The organism is Streptomyces sp. NPDC005805 (assembly GCF_040630445.1).
Lineage (GTDB): Bacteria > Actinomycetota > Actinomycetes > Streptomycetales > Streptomycetaceae > Streptomyces.
The window spans coordinates 1-13,645 of record NZ_JBEXXN010000004.1 but is presented as its reverse complement, the minus strand read 5'-3'; the positions used below and the strand labels follow the sequence as shown (position 1 = coordinate 13,645).

General features: G+C 73.9%; 10 protein-coding genes and 1 tRNA gene. 9 read left to right on the top strand and 2 right to left on the bottom strand.

Features of this window, described 5'->3' with window-relative positions; all coding sequences use genetic code 11:
• The first annotated feature begins 35 nt into the window (after window positions 1-35).
• From ABZ457_RS03730 to ABZ457_RS03720, 3 genes are all read left to right on the top strand, one after another.
• A complete protein-coding gene (locus ABZ457_RS03730) occupies window positions 36-905 on the top strand; it encodes a bifunctional methylenetetrahydrofolate dehydrogenase/methenyltetrahydrofolate cyclohydrolase (protein ID WP_359153511.1) in 870 nt (289 codons plus the stop codon).
• 17 nt (window positions 906-922) lie between these two features.
• Window positions 923-1,612: a DUF3017 domain-containing protein gene (locus ABZ457_RS03725; protein WP_359153509.1), complete on the top strand. Its 690-nt coding sequence runs from the start codon at window positions 923-925 to the stop codon at window positions 1,610-1,612.
• Window positions 1,613-2,069: 457 nt separating this feature from the next.
• Window positions 2,070-3,059 (top strand): malate dehydrogenase, encoded by a 990-nt coding sequence (locus ABZ457_RS03720; RefSeq protein ID WP_359153507.1) that lies wholly within the window; start codon window positions 2,070-2,072, stop codon window positions 3,057-3,059.
• Window positions 3,060-3,168: 109 nt separating this feature from the next.
• Here ABZ457_RS03720 and ABZ457_RS03715 read toward each other — a convergent pair whose 3' ends face one another.
• Window positions 3,169-5,493, bottom strand: a complete 2,325-nt coding sequence (locus tag ABZ457_RS03715) for a hypothetical protein (RefSeq protein ID WP_359153505.1) — start codon at window positions 5,491-5,493, stop codon at window positions 3,169-3,171.
• A 3-nt stretch (window positions 5,494-5,496) separates the two neighbouring features.
• Window positions 5,497-5,570: transfer RNA gene (locus tag ABZ457_RS03710), tRNA-Pro, on the bottom strand.
• An 85-nt stretch (window positions 5,571-5,655) separates the two neighbouring features.
• Here ABZ457_RS03710 and ABZ457_RS03705 point away from each other — a divergent pair.
• From ABZ457_RS03705 to ABZ457_RS03680, 6 genes are all read left to right on the top strand, one after another.
• Entirely contained in the window at window positions 5,656-6,267 is a 612-nt protein-coding gene (locus ABZ457_RS03705) for a GNAT family N-acetyltransferase (RefSeq protein WP_359153503.1), read from the top strand.
• A gap of 117 nt (window positions 6,268-6,384) precedes the next feature.
• The gene (locus ABZ457_RS03700; protein WP_359153501.1) at window positions 6,385-7,872 is read left to right on the top strand and encodes an aldehyde dehydrogenase family protein; all 1,488 of its coding nucleotides are present in this window, start codon (window positions 6,385-6,387) and stop codon (window positions 7,870-7,872) included.
• 22 nt (window positions 7,873-7,894) lie between these two features.
• A complete protein-coding gene (locus tag ABZ457_RS03695; RefSeq protein ID WP_359153499.1) occupies window positions 7,895-9,460 on the top strand; it encodes a GMC oxidoreductase in 1,566 nt (521 codons plus the stop codon).
• Entirely contained in the window at window positions 9,457-10,542 is a 1,086-nt protein-coding gene (locus ABZ457_RS03690; protein WP_359153497.1) for a glycine betaine/L-proline ABC transporter ATP-binding protein, read from the top strand. Before ABZ457_RS03695 ends, ABZ457_RS03690 begins: the two co-directional genes overlap by 4 nt.
• 70 nt (window positions 10,543-10,612) lie before the next feature.
• Window positions 10,613-12,616: an ABC transporter permease subunit gene (locus ABZ457_RS03685; protein ID WP_359153494.1), complete on the top strand. Its 2,004-nt coding sequence runs from the start codon at window positions 10,613-10,615 to the stop codon at window positions 12,614-12,616.
• Window position 12,617: 1 nt separating this feature from the next.
• Complete coding sequence (locus ABZ457_RS03680; protein WP_359153492.1) at window positions 12,618-13,580, top strand: ABC transporter substrate-binding protein; 963 nt, start codon at window positions 12,618-12,620, stop codon at window positions 13,578-13,580.
• Window positions 13,581-13,645: the final 65 nt, after the last annotated feature.

Sequence of the window (13,645 nt, the reverse complement as noted above, 5' to 3'; positions counted from 1 at the left end):
GGTACCGGGGCGGGTCCATCCGGGAGGATGGGGCCATGACTGCCCAGATTCTCGATGGCAAGGCCACCGCAGCCGCGATCAAGTCCGATCTGACCGCCCGCGTGGCGGCCCTCCGGGAGCGGGGGATCACCCCGGGGCTCGGCACCCTGCTGGTCGGGGACGACCCGGGCAGCCGGTGGTACGTCAACGGCAAGCACCGCGACTGCGCGCAGGTCGGCATCGCCTCGATCCAGCGGGAGCTGCCCGCGACCGCCACCCAGGAGGAGATCGAGGCGGTGGTCCGGGAGCTCAACGAGAACCCCGAGTGCACCGGTTACATCGTCCAGCTCCCGCTTCCCGAGGGCATCGACGCAAACCGGGTCCTGGAGCTGATGGATCCGGCCAAGGACGCGGACGGGCTGCACCCCATGAGCCTCGGCCGGCTGGTGCTGGGCATCGAGGGCCCGCTGCCCTGCACCCCGTACGGCATCGTGCAGTTGCTGCGCCACCACGACGTGCAGATCAAGGGCGCGCATGTGGTGGTCGTGGGCCGGGGCATCACCATCGGGCGGCCGATGCCGCTGGTGCTGACCCGCAAGTCGGAGAACGCGACGGTCACGCAGTGCCACACCGGCACCCGGGACCTCTCCTCCCACCTGCGTCAGGCGGACATCATCGTGGCCGCCGCCGGTGTGCCGCACCTGGTCAAGCCGGAGGACGTGAAGCCGGGCGCGGCCGTCCTGGACGTGGGCGTCAGCCGGGACGAGAACGGCAAGATCGTCGGCGATGTGCACCCGGGTGTCGCCGAGGTCGCGGGCTGGGTCGCCCCCAACCCGGGCGGTGTGGGCCCGATGACGCGGGCGCAGCTGCTGGTCAACGTGGTCGAGGCGGCGGAGCGCGCAGCCGCCGCCGGGTCCGAGGGCTGACGGAAGGAGCCGGGGCCATGGGCGCAGGCACGAACGAGCACCCGGGGGTGGACGCCGCCGCGCCGGTCCCGGAGCGCACGCGGGAGGACGCCGGGGCCGGCGACTCCAGCGGGACGGCTGGTCCCGGCAACCCCGGCGGTGCGACGGCCGACTCCGGCCGGACGGCAGCGGACTCCGGCCGGACGACGGCCGACTCGGGCCGGACGGCAGCCGACTCGGGCCGGACGACGGCCGACTCGGGCCGGACGGCAGCCGATTCCGGGGACACCGCCGACGCGGCCGGCGGCGACAAGGCGGCGGGCCCGGGTTCGGGCTCCCGCCGCCCGCCCGCCGTCACCCTGGACACCGCCCGTCCCGAGGGCGGCGGCCGGGCCGCGCCGGGTGACGCCCCCGCGCCCGCGCGCCAGTGGCCGCTGCTCACCGTCCTCGGTGCGACCGGCGTGGGTCTGCTGATCGTCGGCACGGACGCGTTCGCCGACGCCTTCCGGGTCGGCGCCATCGTCATCGGGGTCGCGCTGCTGACCGGCGCGGTCCTGCGCCGGGTGCTCCCGTCGGTGGGGATGCTCGCGGTCCGCTCCCGTTTCACGGACATGATCACGTACGGCGTGCTGGGCGGGGCGATCGTTCTGCTCGCGCTGGTGGCGCAGCCCGAACCGTGGCTCGACATCCCGATCCTGGAGGACGCGGTCCACTTCACGATCCGCTAGGTGTATCGACCCGCAGGGTTGTTGACGCGGCTGATGGGCGGGGGTCCGCACCGGAGCGCGCGGCACGGCTCCGACCTGGTACGACGACCCGGCCGCCGGATGTGGACGGCGCCCGTCCTCTCCCCCGAGGGATGACGGGCGCCGTCGTGTGTCCAGAGTCATGGACGCGCCAAGGGTGTTCAAGGGACGGCCGTCCGCTGTGGCACGGAAGTGACCATTCCGCCATCGTGTGATCGTTCGGCTACCGAGCGCGCCGCCCGGCGCGCGGACAACCCGGGCCGCCGGGCCGCCCCGTGCCGGTGAGCCGCGCCACACGGGGGCGCGGGCGACCACCCTGCCGTGTCGGATAGCCTGACCGCTGGAAGTCTCTTCACGTCAAGATTCAGCCGGCGTGGACCGGACATCCCGTACGAGGGGCAGCGCTGCCCCCACCGCCAGCTCGCATACGGAGATCGCCATGACCCGCACTCCCGTCAACGTCACCGTGACCGGCGCGGCCGGCCAGATCGGCTACGCGCTGCTCTTCCGCATCGCCTCCGGGCACCTGCTCGGCGCGGATGTGCCGGTCAAGCTGCGTCTGCTGGAGATCCCGCAGGGTCTCAAGGCCGCCGAGGGCACCGCGATGGAGCTCGACGACTGCGCCTTCCCGCTCCTCAAGGGCATCGACATCACCGACGACCCGAACGTGGCCTTCGACGGTGCGAACGTGGCCCTCCTCGTCGGCGCCCGTCCCCGCACCAAGGGCATGGAGCGCGGCGACCTGCTCTCCGCCAACGGCGGCATCTTCAAGCCGCAGGGCAAGGCCATCAACGACAACGCGGCGGACGACATCAAGGTCCTGGTCGTCGGCAACCCGGCCAACACCAACGCCCTCATCGCCCAGGCCGCCGCGCCGGACGTACCGGCCGAGCGCTTCACCGCGATGACCCGCCTCGACCACAACCGCGCCATCTCGCAGCTCGCCGCGAAGACCGGCGCCGACGTGGCCGACATCAAGCGCCTGACCATCTGGGGCAACCACTCGGCGACCCAGTACCCGGACATCTTCCACGCCACGATCGCCGGCAAGAACGCCGCCGAGGTCGTCAGCGACGAGAAGTGGCTGGCCGACGAGTTCATCCCGACCGTCGCCAAGCGCGGCGCCGCGATCATCGAGGCCCGTGGCGCGTCCTCGGCCGCCTCCGCCGCCAACGCGGCCATCGACCACGTCCACACCTGGGTCAACGGCACCGCCGAGGGCGACTGGACCTCCATGGGCATCCCGTCCGACGGCTCCTACGGTGTCCCGGAGGGCCTGATCTCCTCCTTCCCGGTCACCACCAAGAACGGCACGTACGAGATCGTCCAGGGCCTGGACATCAACGAGTTCTCCCGCGCGCGCATCGACGCCTCCGTCAAGGAGCTGGAGGAGGAGCGCGCGGCCGTCCGCGAGCTCGGCCTCATCTGACGTACCGCTCACGTCATCTGACGCACCGCGCACGTCGCGTCGAACCGCGTACGCACGTCCCGCCCCCGGCGGCCTTCCCGGCCGCCGGGGGCGGCGCCGTCCCACCGTCTCACCGGGCGGTGGCGCGCCCCGCGGCCGGCTCCTCCCGCAGCCAGTGGCGGCCCGTCGTCCAGCCGAGCAGCCGCCGCGCCCGTCCGCCGTCCGCCGTGCCGTCCGGCCCGAACGCGCCGCCGGCGGCGACCAGTCGCAGGCCCGCGAGCGCCGGTGCCAGCCGGGCCGCCACATGTGCCGGGTGCCGGGCGGCGCGTTCCGGCAGCCCGGCCAGCGCCTGCGCCCGCTCCTCGTCGGCGCAGAGCGACAGATGGAACACCAACTGCCGCCACGCGTACGCCGCGTCCTTGATCGTGGCGAGCGGGCGCGGGTTGCCGTGCACCCGGCCGGTGAGCCGGCACACCGCCTCGAAGCAGCGCACGGCCAGGTCGTCGAAGCCGGGCCGCGGGGCGATGCCCACCCGGCCGACGAGCACGGCCAGATTGTGCGTCGTCAGGATCTGCGCCTGCTCGATCACCGTGCCGTTGGCCGCCACCGGGGGACCGGTGCCGCTTCCCGCCCGGTCGACGCACAGGCGCGCGAACTCGGGCGAGGTCCGGGCGCGGTGGGTGTGCCGGGCGGCGCGGCCCGCCTCGGTGATCGCCAGGTTGCGCACCGCCGTGTAGTCGATGCCGTAGTACCGCTCGTACAGGGTGCCGTGCAGCAGCTCCGCCGCCACCCGCGCCGCGACCAGGAACTTCGGGCCGAAGGTGCCCATGAAGATGTCCGCCGCCAGTTCCTCGGTGAACGGCACGCCGAGATCCGCCTGCCGGGCCAGCACGGACAGTTCCCGCACCAGCGGGTTCGGCAGGATCGTCGCGGGGAACGCCTGCACCGCCAGTTCCCCCAGCTCCCGCAGCGCGGCCCGCGCGGGCTCCTCCGCCGACGCCCCGGCGTTCCGGTGCCCGGCCACCGCCCGCACCCACGGCAGTTCCTCCGGGCGCACCTGCCGCTCCAGATCGAGCAGCAGCAGGGAACGCCGGTTGCGGAACGCCCGGTACCCGGCGGCCATCAGGGCGCGCAGGGTCTCGTCCCCGTACGCCTCCGCGGTGGTGACGGCGACGAGCTGGGGCACCAGCTCGGCCAGCACCTCGGCGGACGGCACCACGCCCCGCTCCACCAGGGTGGCGACGGGCGCGCTGAGGGCGGACTCGACGGTCGCGCGGATGCCCGGCGGGATGGCGGCGCCGGCGGGCAGGCCGCACTGTGCCGCCTCCTCGTCGCTCACGGGCGCGAGGAACGGCGCGGTGTCGGGGACGCCGGACCCCGGGGGCACCTCGGAGAGCCGGCGGACCACGAGCCCGGCCAGCAGATGGTGCGCGGGCAGCGCGGCCTGCCGTGCCTGCTCGCCGCGGAGCGTGCCGTGCCGGGCCGAGCCGGGGACGCCCCGCTTGCGGACCATGGACGCGACGGCGTGCCGCAGCAGTCCGGCGCGCCGGGCGTCCAGGGGACGGCCCGCGACGGCCTCCGCGAGCGCCGCGCGGAGGATCGCCGGGTTCTCCTCGGGGCGGCGGTGCTTGGTGCACCGGGTGTGCTCGGCGGCCAGGACGCGGTAGCGGCGCAGGAGTTCCGCGCCGCGCTCCCGCCACTCGGCGCCGTACTCGGGGGAGCGGGCGCTGCCGTCGGGGTCCAGGACCTCCAGCCAGTGGGCGAGCAGCTCGTCGGCGAACGGCTGCCAGACCGCCAGGGATTCGCGCTGCGTCTCGATCCGGGCCCGCGGGCCCCGGGAGGCGAGCGCCCGGCCCGCGTCGTCCGCGCTGATCCGGTGCACCGCGCGGGCGCCGGGCAGGGGCGCGTCGGACGGGCGGGCCAGGAAGCGCAGCCGCCCGGCGAACGGCTCCAGGGCGCGGACGAGTTCGAGCGCCGCGTCGGTCTCGCCCGCGCGGACCAGCCAGGCGACGGTGAGCAGCGCGGCCTCCTCCGGCAGCGCGACCGTGTAGCGGCCGGTGTCCAGCAGCCGCCACAGCTCGGTGAGGCCGTCCCCGGTCAGGTAGTGGGCGAACAGGGACCGCCGGTCCGCCGGGACGCCCGCGCGGCGGGCCGCCTCGGTCTCGTACGGCAGCAGGGGGCCGCCGGCGGCGGGCTCCCCGGTGGCGAAGCCGCCGCGCAGGACCTGCGGGGTGACCCAGGCGGGCAGACCGGCGACGGGCGTCCGGGAACCGATCCGCAGGCGTCCGTCCGCCATACCCGCGAGGACCTGGCGCCACCGCTCGACGCGCGTCTCGGCGCGGTCCCGTGCGGCGGGGTCGCGATGGGTCAGCGCGGTCGTGAAGGCGCGGGCCAGTTCGTTCTGCGCGTACGACGTCGACGCGCTCGGGAGCTGCTGGTCAGCGTGGTTGTCCATAAGCCGACGTGGCGGGTTCCGCCCCCGCGCCCTCCGGGTCCCGAGCCCGGCGCTCTGACTGACTGAGCTACACGTCGATGCCCGGGACGGTAGACGGCGAACACCCGGCCGGGCAACGTGAATTCGCCGCCACCGCGCGGGTCGTACAAAGGGCGAGGACGAGTGGAGCGACGCATGGAGGACGGCCGGATGGACGCCCAGGAGACCGCGGACGCGATCGTGGTGCGCGGCGCCGGGGAGGCGGACCGGGCGGTGCTGCAGCGGCTGTGGCAGCTCTTCCGGCACGATCTCGCCGCGTACCAGGGAGGGTTCCCGCCCGGACCGGGCGGGCTGTACGGCACCGAGCGGCTGGACGCGGCCTTCGGGAATCCGGACCGGGCGCTGTTCCTGTTCCTGAGCGGCCCGAGTCCGGTCGGCTTCGCGTTGGTCCGGGTGCTGGACGGAGGCGGGGCCGAGGACGGCTCCGGCTCCGGACCCGCTTCCGGGGCCGTGCTGAGCGCCTTCTTCGTGGTGCGCGGGCTGCGCCGGGGCGGGGTCGGGATGCGGGCGGTGCGGGAGGTGCTGGCGGCCCATCCGGGCCGGTGGGAGATCCCGTTCCAGGAGGCGAACACGGGCGCGGCCCGGTTCTGGCGGCGGGTCGCGGAGGGCGCGGCTCCAGGGGCGTGGACGGAGGAGCCCCGGGGTGTCCCGGTCCGGCTAGGGGTGCCGCCGGACCGGTGGATCGCGTTCCGTGCGGGCTCGGGCGGACTGGTCGGTTCCGGTATCCGAACGTGAGGAGGGCCACTTTCCGTCAATCATTGCGCATGGATTTTCGCCCCGGGGGCAGGTGGCCAAGCCGCCGGGTTCGCGCCCGGTTGGGGGACGTAAAGGAAACGAAAGGCCATAAGCGACGTGTCGGCAGCACAACAGACCATCCACGTGGGCGGAGAGTGGCGCGCAGCCGTCTCCGGCGCCACGCGCGAGATCATCGACCCTGTCGACGCGACCGTGTTCGCCGTCGTCGCCGAGGGTGATGTCGCGGACACCGACGACGCGGTGGCCGCCGCCCGCGCCGCCTTCGACGACGGCTCCTGGCCGCGCACCCCGGTCGCCGAGCGCGCCGCCCTGCTGCGCCGGGTCGCCGGTCTGCTGGAGCGCGACCGCGAGCGGATCGGCGCCCTGGAGAGCCGGGACGCGGGCAAGACCCTGGAGGAGGGCCGGGTCGACGTCGACTGCGTGCGCGACGCCTTCCTGTACTTCGCCGACCTCGTGACGAACGAGAGCGGCGGCCGGGTCGTGGACGCCGGCTCCGAGGAGATCCACAGCGTCGTCGTGCACGAGCCCGTTGGCGTGTGCGCCATGATCACGCCCTGGAACTACCCGCTGCTCCAGGCCAGTTGGAAGATCGCACCCGCGCTCGCCGCCGGCAACACTTTCGTGATCAAGCCCAGCGAGATCACCCCGCTGACCACCGTCGCCCTGATCGAGCTGCTGATGGAGGCCGGACTGCCGCTCGGCGCCGCCAACATCGTGACCGGTCCCGGCGCCACCGTCGGCGCCCGCCTCGCCGAGCACCCCGACGTCGACCTGGTCTCCTTCACCGGCGGGCTCGCCAGCGGCACCAAGGTCGCCAAGGCGGCCGCCGACACCGTCAAGAAGGTCGCCCTCGAACTCGGCGGCAAGAACCCCAACGTGGTCTTCGCCGACGCCTGCGCCACCCCCGAGGGCTTCGACACCGCCGTCGACCAGGCACTCAACGCCGCCTTCATCCACAGCGGCCAGGTCTGCTCGGCCGGCTCCCGGCTGATCGTCGAGGAGTCCCTGCGGGACCGTTTCGTCGCCGAACTCGCCCGCCGCGCCGAGAAGATCCGGCTCGGCCGGGGCACGGACGAGGGCGTCGAGTGCGGCCCGCTGGTCTCCGCCGCCCAGCTCGCCCGCGCCGAGGACTTCGTGGCCTCCGCCCTCAAGGAGGGCGCCGTACTGCGGGCCGGCGGCGAGAAGCCCGACGGGCCCGGCTACTTCTACCGGCCCACCGTCCTCGACCACTGCCACCGCGAGATGCGCGTGGTCCGCGAGGAGGTCTTCGGCCCGGTCCTCACCGTCGAGACCTTCACGACCGAGGACGAGGCCGTCGCCCTCGCCAACGACACCGAGTACGGCCTCGCCGGGGCCGTCTGGACCTCCGACGCCGGCCGCGCCCGCCGCGTCGCCGGCCGGCTGCGTCACGGGACCGTCTGGATCAACGACTTCCACCCCTACCTGCCGCAGGCGGAGTGGGGCGGCTTCGGCAAGTCCGGCACCGGCCGCGAACTCGGCCCCACCGGTCTCGCCGAGTACCGCGAGGCCAAGCACATCTACCAGAACCTCGCTCCGCGCCCGGTGCGCTGGTTCGCGGGCTGAACGGGGAGAGGGACAACCGCACATGAGCACCACGGACACGTCCGCGAACACCCCTGCGGACGCACAGCACCCCGAGGTCTACGACTATGTGATCGTCGGCGGCGGCACCGCCGGTTCGGTGATCGCCTCCCGGCTCACCGAGGACCCGGAGACCACCGTCGCCGTCATCGAGGGCGGCCCCAGCGACGTCGGCCGCGACGACGTCCTCACCCTGCGCCGCTGGATGGGCCTGCTCGGCGGCGAACTGGATTACGACTACCCCACCACCGAGCAGCCGCGCGGCAACTCGCACATCCGCCACAGCCGCGCCCGCGTGCTCGGCGGCTGCTCCTCCCACAACACCCTGATCGCCTTCAAGCCCCTCCCCTCCGACTGGGACGAGTGGGCCGAGGCCGGCGCCGAGGGCTGGGACGCGGCCGCCATGGACCCGTACTTCGCCCGGCTCCGCAACAACATCGTCCCCGTGGACGAGGCCGACCGGAACGCCATCGCCCGCGACTTCGTCGACGCCGCGCAGGGCGCCCTCGGCGTGCCCCGCGTCGAGGGCTTCAACCGGCAGCCCTTCCACGAGGGCGTCGGCTTCTTCGACCTGGCCTACCACCCCGAGGACAACAAGCGCTCCTCGGCCTCGGTCGCCTATCTGCACCCGTTCCTGGACCGCCCCAACCTCCATATCGCCCTGGAGACCTGGGCGTTCCGCCTGGAGCTGGACGGCACCCGGGCGACCGGCGTGCACGTGCGCACCAAGGACGGCGCCGAGCGCCTGGTGCGCGCCCGGCGCGAAGTCCTGGTGTGCGCCGGGGCGGTGGACACCCCGCGCCTGCTGCTGCACTCGGGCATCGGCCCCCGCGCCGACCTGGAGAAGCTGGGCATCCCGGTGGTGCACGATTTGCCGGGCGTCGGCGAGAACCTGCTCGACCACCCCGAGTCGGTCATCGTCTGGGAGACCCACGGGCCGATCCCGGAGAACTCCGCGATGGACTCCGACGCGGGCCTGTTCGTCCGCCGGGACCCCGAGTCCGAGGGCCCTGACCTGATGTTCCACTTCTACCAGATCCCCTTCACCGACAACCCCGAGCGCCTGGGCTACCAACGGCCCCCGCACGGCGTGTCGATGACCCCCAACATCCCCAAGCCGCGCAGCCGCGGCCGCCTCTACCTCACCAGCGCCGACCCCGAGGCCAAGCCCGCCCTCGACTTCCGGTACTTCACCGACGAGGACGACTACGACGGCCGCACCCTCGTCGACGGCATCCGCATCGCCCGGGAGATCGCCGCCCGCGAACCGCTGGCCGGCTGGCTGAAGCGCGAGGTCTGCCCGGGGCCGGAGGTCACCTCCGACGAGGAGCTGAGCGAGTACGCGCGCAAGGTCGCGCACACCGTCTACCACCCCGCCGGCACCTGCCGGATGGGCGCGGCCGACGACGAACTCGCCGTCGTCGCCCCCGACCTCACCATCAGGGGCCTCACCGACATCCGGATCGCCGACGCGTCCGTCTTCCCGACCATGACCGCCGTGAACCCGATGATCGGCGTCCTCATGGTCGGGGAGAAGTGCGCGGACCTGCTGGGAGGAACGAACCGATGAGCAGCACCACGACCGCACCCGACGCACCCGCGGCGGCGCCGTCCGTCTTCACCGTCCGCAACCTGTGGAAGGTCTTCGGACCCAAGGCCGACCGCGTCCCGGGCGACCCCGCCCTCGCCGCCCTGGACGCCACCGAGCTGCGCGAGCGCACCGGCTGCACCGCCGCCGTCCGGGACGTCTCCTTCGACGTCCGCAAGGGCGAGGTCTTCGTCGTCATGGGCCTCTCCGGCTCCGGCAAGTCCACCCTGGTGCGCTGCCTGACCCGGCTGATCGAGCCCACCTCCGGCGCCCTCGCCATCGACGGCGAGGACGTGCTCTCCATGGACGCGGGCCGGCTGCGCGAACTGCGTCGCCACCGCGCCGCCATGGTCTTCCAGCACTTCGGCCTGCTGCCGCACCGCTCCGTCCTGGACAACATCGCCTACGGACTGGAGATCCAGGGCGTCGGCCGCGCCGAACGCCGTTCGCGGGCGGCCGAGTTCGTCGCCAAGGTCGGCCTGGAGGGCCTGGAGGACCGCCGCCCCGGGCAGCTCTCCGGCGGCCAGCAGCAACGCGTCGGCCTCGCCCGCGCCCTCGCCGTCGACCCCGAGGTGCTCCTCTTCGACGAGCCGTTCAGCGCCCTCGACCCGCTGATCCGGCGGGACATGCAGGAGGAGGTCGTCCGCCTGCACCGGGAGGAGGGCCGCACCATGGTCTTCATCACCCACGACCTCAACGAGGCGCTGCGCCTCGGCGACCGGATCGCGCTGATGCGCGACGGCCGGATCGTGCAGCTCGGCACCCCCGAGGAGATCGTCGGCTCGCCCGCCGACGACTACGTCCGCGACTTCGTCCGGGACGTGCCGCGCGAGCAGGTCATGACCGTCCGCGCGGCCATGCGCCCCGCCTCGGCCGGCGAGAGCGAGACCGGCCCGGCCCTCGCGCCGGACGCCACCGTCCACGAGGCCATCGAGGCGGTCGCCCGCACCGGCGAGTCCGCCCGGGTCGTCGAGGGCGGACGCTGCCTGGGCGTCGTCGACCACGCGGGCCTGCTCGGCGTGGTCGCCGGTGTCCCGGCCCCGACCGGGAAGGCGGCCGCCTGATGCACTCCCATACGACCTGGCCCCCGCCGGGCCGCCCCGCCCCCGTCCCCGGCACCGGGCGGTGGGGCCGATGAGCGCCACCGCGACCCCCACGCCCACACCGGCCGCCGCCACCGGGACCGCCGCGGGAGCCCTCGGCTCCCTGGCCCGGCACCGCACCCGGCTGATCGGCGCCGGCCTCGCCGTTCTCCTGCTCCTCGGCGCCGTCCTCGTCGGCGGCGGCACCTGGCCCGGCCGGATGGCCGTCGACCTCTCCGGCCCGCTCGGCAGCGCCAGCGACTGGATCATCGACAACAGGGACAGCCACCCCCTCTTCCTCTACGTCCTCGGGCACATCAGCAACGCCGTCGTCCTCGCGGTCCGCGCCGTCTACCTGGTGCTCCTCGCCGCCGGCTGGGCAGGCGTCACGGCCGCCGCCGGTGTGATCGCCTGGCGTGTCGCGGGCGTCCGCCTCGCCCTCACCTCCATCGCCGCGTTCGCCGCCTGCGGACTGCTCGGCATGTGGGTGCCCACCATGCAGACCCTTGCGCTCATGGTGGTCGCGGTGACCGCGTCCGTTCTGCTCGGCGGCCTCCTCGGGCTCGCCGCGGGCCTCTCCGACCGCACCCACCGCACGTTGCGGCCGGTCCTCGACACCATGCAGGTGCTGCCCGCCTTCGCGTATCTGCTGCCCGTCGTCCTGGTCTTCGGCATCGGCGTGCCCGCCGCCGTCCTCGCGACCGTGATCTACGCGGCCCCGCCCATGGCCCGCCTCACCGCCCTCGGGCTGCGGGGCGCGGACGCCGGGGTGATGGAGGCCGCCGCCTCGCTCGGCGCGACCGCGCGCCAGCGGCTGCTGACCGCCCGGCTGCCGCTCGCCCGCAAGGAACTCCTCCTCGGGCTCAACCAATCGATCATGATGGCCCTCTCCATGGCCGTCATCGCCTCCGTGATCGGCGCGGGCGGCCTCGGCGACCGGGTCTACCAGGCCCTCGCCTCCGTCGACGTCGGCGCGGCCCTCGCCGCCGGCATCCCGATCGTGCTGCTCGCCGTCGTCCTGGACCGCGTCACCGGCGCGGCCGGGGAACGCCTCGGCGAGGCCCCGGCCCGGGGTGCCCGGACCGGCTGGGTGATCGCCGCGGCCGTGACCCTGGCCGCCGCCCTCGCCGGACGGTTCGCGGACCGCCTCGCCTGGCCGGACGCCTGGACCGTCGCCATCGCCGAGCCCGTCAACCGTGCCGTCGACTGGATGACCGCGCACCTCTACACAGGGGTGCCCGTGATCGGCGGCACCGCCGACTGGGCCGCCCGCTTCACCACCTGGGTCCTCGACCCGGTGCGCGACGGGCTGACCTGGCTGCCCTGGTGGTCCGTGCTGCTGCTGGCCGGCGCCCTCGCGCTGCTGATCGGGACGTGGCGCACGGCGGCCACCGCCGTCCTCGCGATGGCCGCGATCGGCGTCCTCGGCGTCTGGGAGCCCGCCCTGGACACCCTGTCCCAGGTGCTGGCCGCCGTCTCCGTCACCCTGGTCATCGGCTTCGCCACCGGTATCGCCGCCGCGCGCAGCGCGCGGCTGGGGCGTGCGCTCCGCCCGGTCCTGGACGTCTTCCAGACCATGCCGCAGTTCGTGTACCTGATCCCGGTGGTGGCGCTCTTCGGCGTCGGCCGGGCCCCGGCGGTCGCCGCCGCCGTGGTGTACGCCCTGCCCGCCGTCGTCCGTATCACCGCGCAGGGCATGGCGGCCGTGGACCCGGCCGCGATGGAGTCCTCGCGCTCCCTCGGCGCGACCGGGCGGCAGCAGCTCCTCCAGGTCCAACTTCCGCTGGCCCGGCCCGCGTTGCTGCTCGCCGTCAACCAGGGCGTGGTCCTCGTCCTCGCCGTCGTCGTCATCGGCGGCCTGGTGGGCGGTGGCGCGCTCGGCTACGAGGTCGTCTTCGGCCTCGCCCAGGGCGACCTGGCCACGGGTCTGGTCGCGGGCGCGGCGATCGTCTGCCTGGGCCTGATGCTGGACCGCGTCACGCAGCCGACCGAGCGGCGGGAGGCGGGGCGTGCGCCTGCCGCGACCGCCGGGTCCGCTGCCGGAAAGGGGGCCTGACATGGCTCGTATCCCGGACCGCCTCCGGGTCGCCGCGGCGGCCCTCGGTCTGACCGTCCTCACCGGCTGCGGCGCGGCCGACATGACCAAGCAGACCTCGCCCTACGCCGCCGCCGAGGGCGCCCGGACGGTCACGCTGTCCGTGCAGTCCTGGGTGGGCGCGCAGGCGAACGTCGCCGTCGCGCAGTACCTGCTGGAGAAGGAACTCGGCTACCGCGTCGACACCGTCCAGATCGACGAGGTCCCGGCCTGGGACGCGCTGAGCCAGGGCCGGGTGGACGCCATCCTGGAGGACTGGGGCCACCCGGAGCAGGAGCAGCGCTACATCGAGGACAAGGGCACCATCACCCGGGGCGGCGACCTCGGCGTCACCGGCCACATCGGCTGGTTCGTGCCCACGTACTTCGCCGAGAAGCACCCGGACGTCACCGACTGGAAGAACCTCAACAAGTACGCCGACCAGTTCCGCACGGCGGAGAGCGGCGGCAAGGGCCAGCTCCTGGACGGCTCGCCGTCCTATGTCACCAACGACAAGGCCCTGGTGAAGAACCTGGACCTGGACTACCAGGTCGTCTTCGCCGGCTCCGAGGCGGCGCAGATCACCCAGATCCAGCAGTTCGCCAAGGCGAAGAAGCCGTTCCTGTCGTACTGGTACAAGCCGCAGTGGCTCTTCGAGAAGGTCCCGATGACGGAGGTGAGGCTCCCGCCGTACAAGGAGGGCTGCGACGCCGACCCGGACAAGGTGGCCTGCGCCTACCCGCACACCCCCCTCCAGAAGTTCTTCAACACCCGCTTCACGGAGAAGGGCGGCGACGCGGCCGCGTTCCTGGAGAAGTTCCGCTGGACGGAGAAGGAGCAGAACGAGGTCTCCCTCATGATCGCGGAACAGAAGCTGGCTCCGCAGGAGGCGGCGAAGAAGTGGGTCGACGCGAACGAGCCGACGTGGCGCGCGTGGCTGCCGTGACGCTGCGCTGAGCCCCTGACATTCGCCCGTCCCTTGGCCCGCCCTCGCGCGCTGCGCGGGGGGGG

Excerpts from the sequence above, each read along its gene's own strand:
- ABZ457_RS03685 (WP_359153494.1), top strand. The coding sequence starts at position 10,613 with ATGAGCGCCACCGCGACCCCCACGCCCACACCGGCCGCCGCCACCGGG.
- ABZ457_RS03725 (WP_359153509.1), top strand. The coding sequence starts at position 923 with ATGGGCGCAGGCACGAACGAGCACCCGGGGGTGGACGCCGCCGCGCCG.
- ABZ457_RS03720 (WP_359153507.1), top strand. The coding sequence starts at position 2,070 with ATGACCCGCACTCCCGTCAACGTCACCGTGACCGGCGCGGCCGGCCAG.
- ABZ457_RS03695 (WP_359153499.1), top strand. The coding sequence starts at position 7,895 with ATGAGCACCACGGACACGTCCGCGAACACCCCTGCGGACGCACAGCAC.
- ABZ457_RS03715 (WP_359153505.1), bottom strand. The coding sequence starts at position 5,493 with ATGGACAACCACGCTGACCAGCAGCTCCCGAGCGCGTCGACGTCGTAC.
- ABZ457_RS03690 (WP_359153497.1), top strand. The coding sequence starts at position 9,457 with ATGAGCAGCACCACGACCGCACCCGACGCACCCGCGGCGGCGCCGTCC.
- ABZ457_RS03730 (WP_359153511.1), top strand. The coding sequence starts at position 36 with ATGACTGCCCAGATTCTCGATGGCAAGGCCACCGCAGCCGCGATCAAG.
- ABZ457_RS03680 (WP_359153492.1), top strand. The coding sequence starts at position 12,618 with ATGGCTCGTATCCCGGACCGCCTCCGGGTCGCCGCGGCGGCCCTCGGT.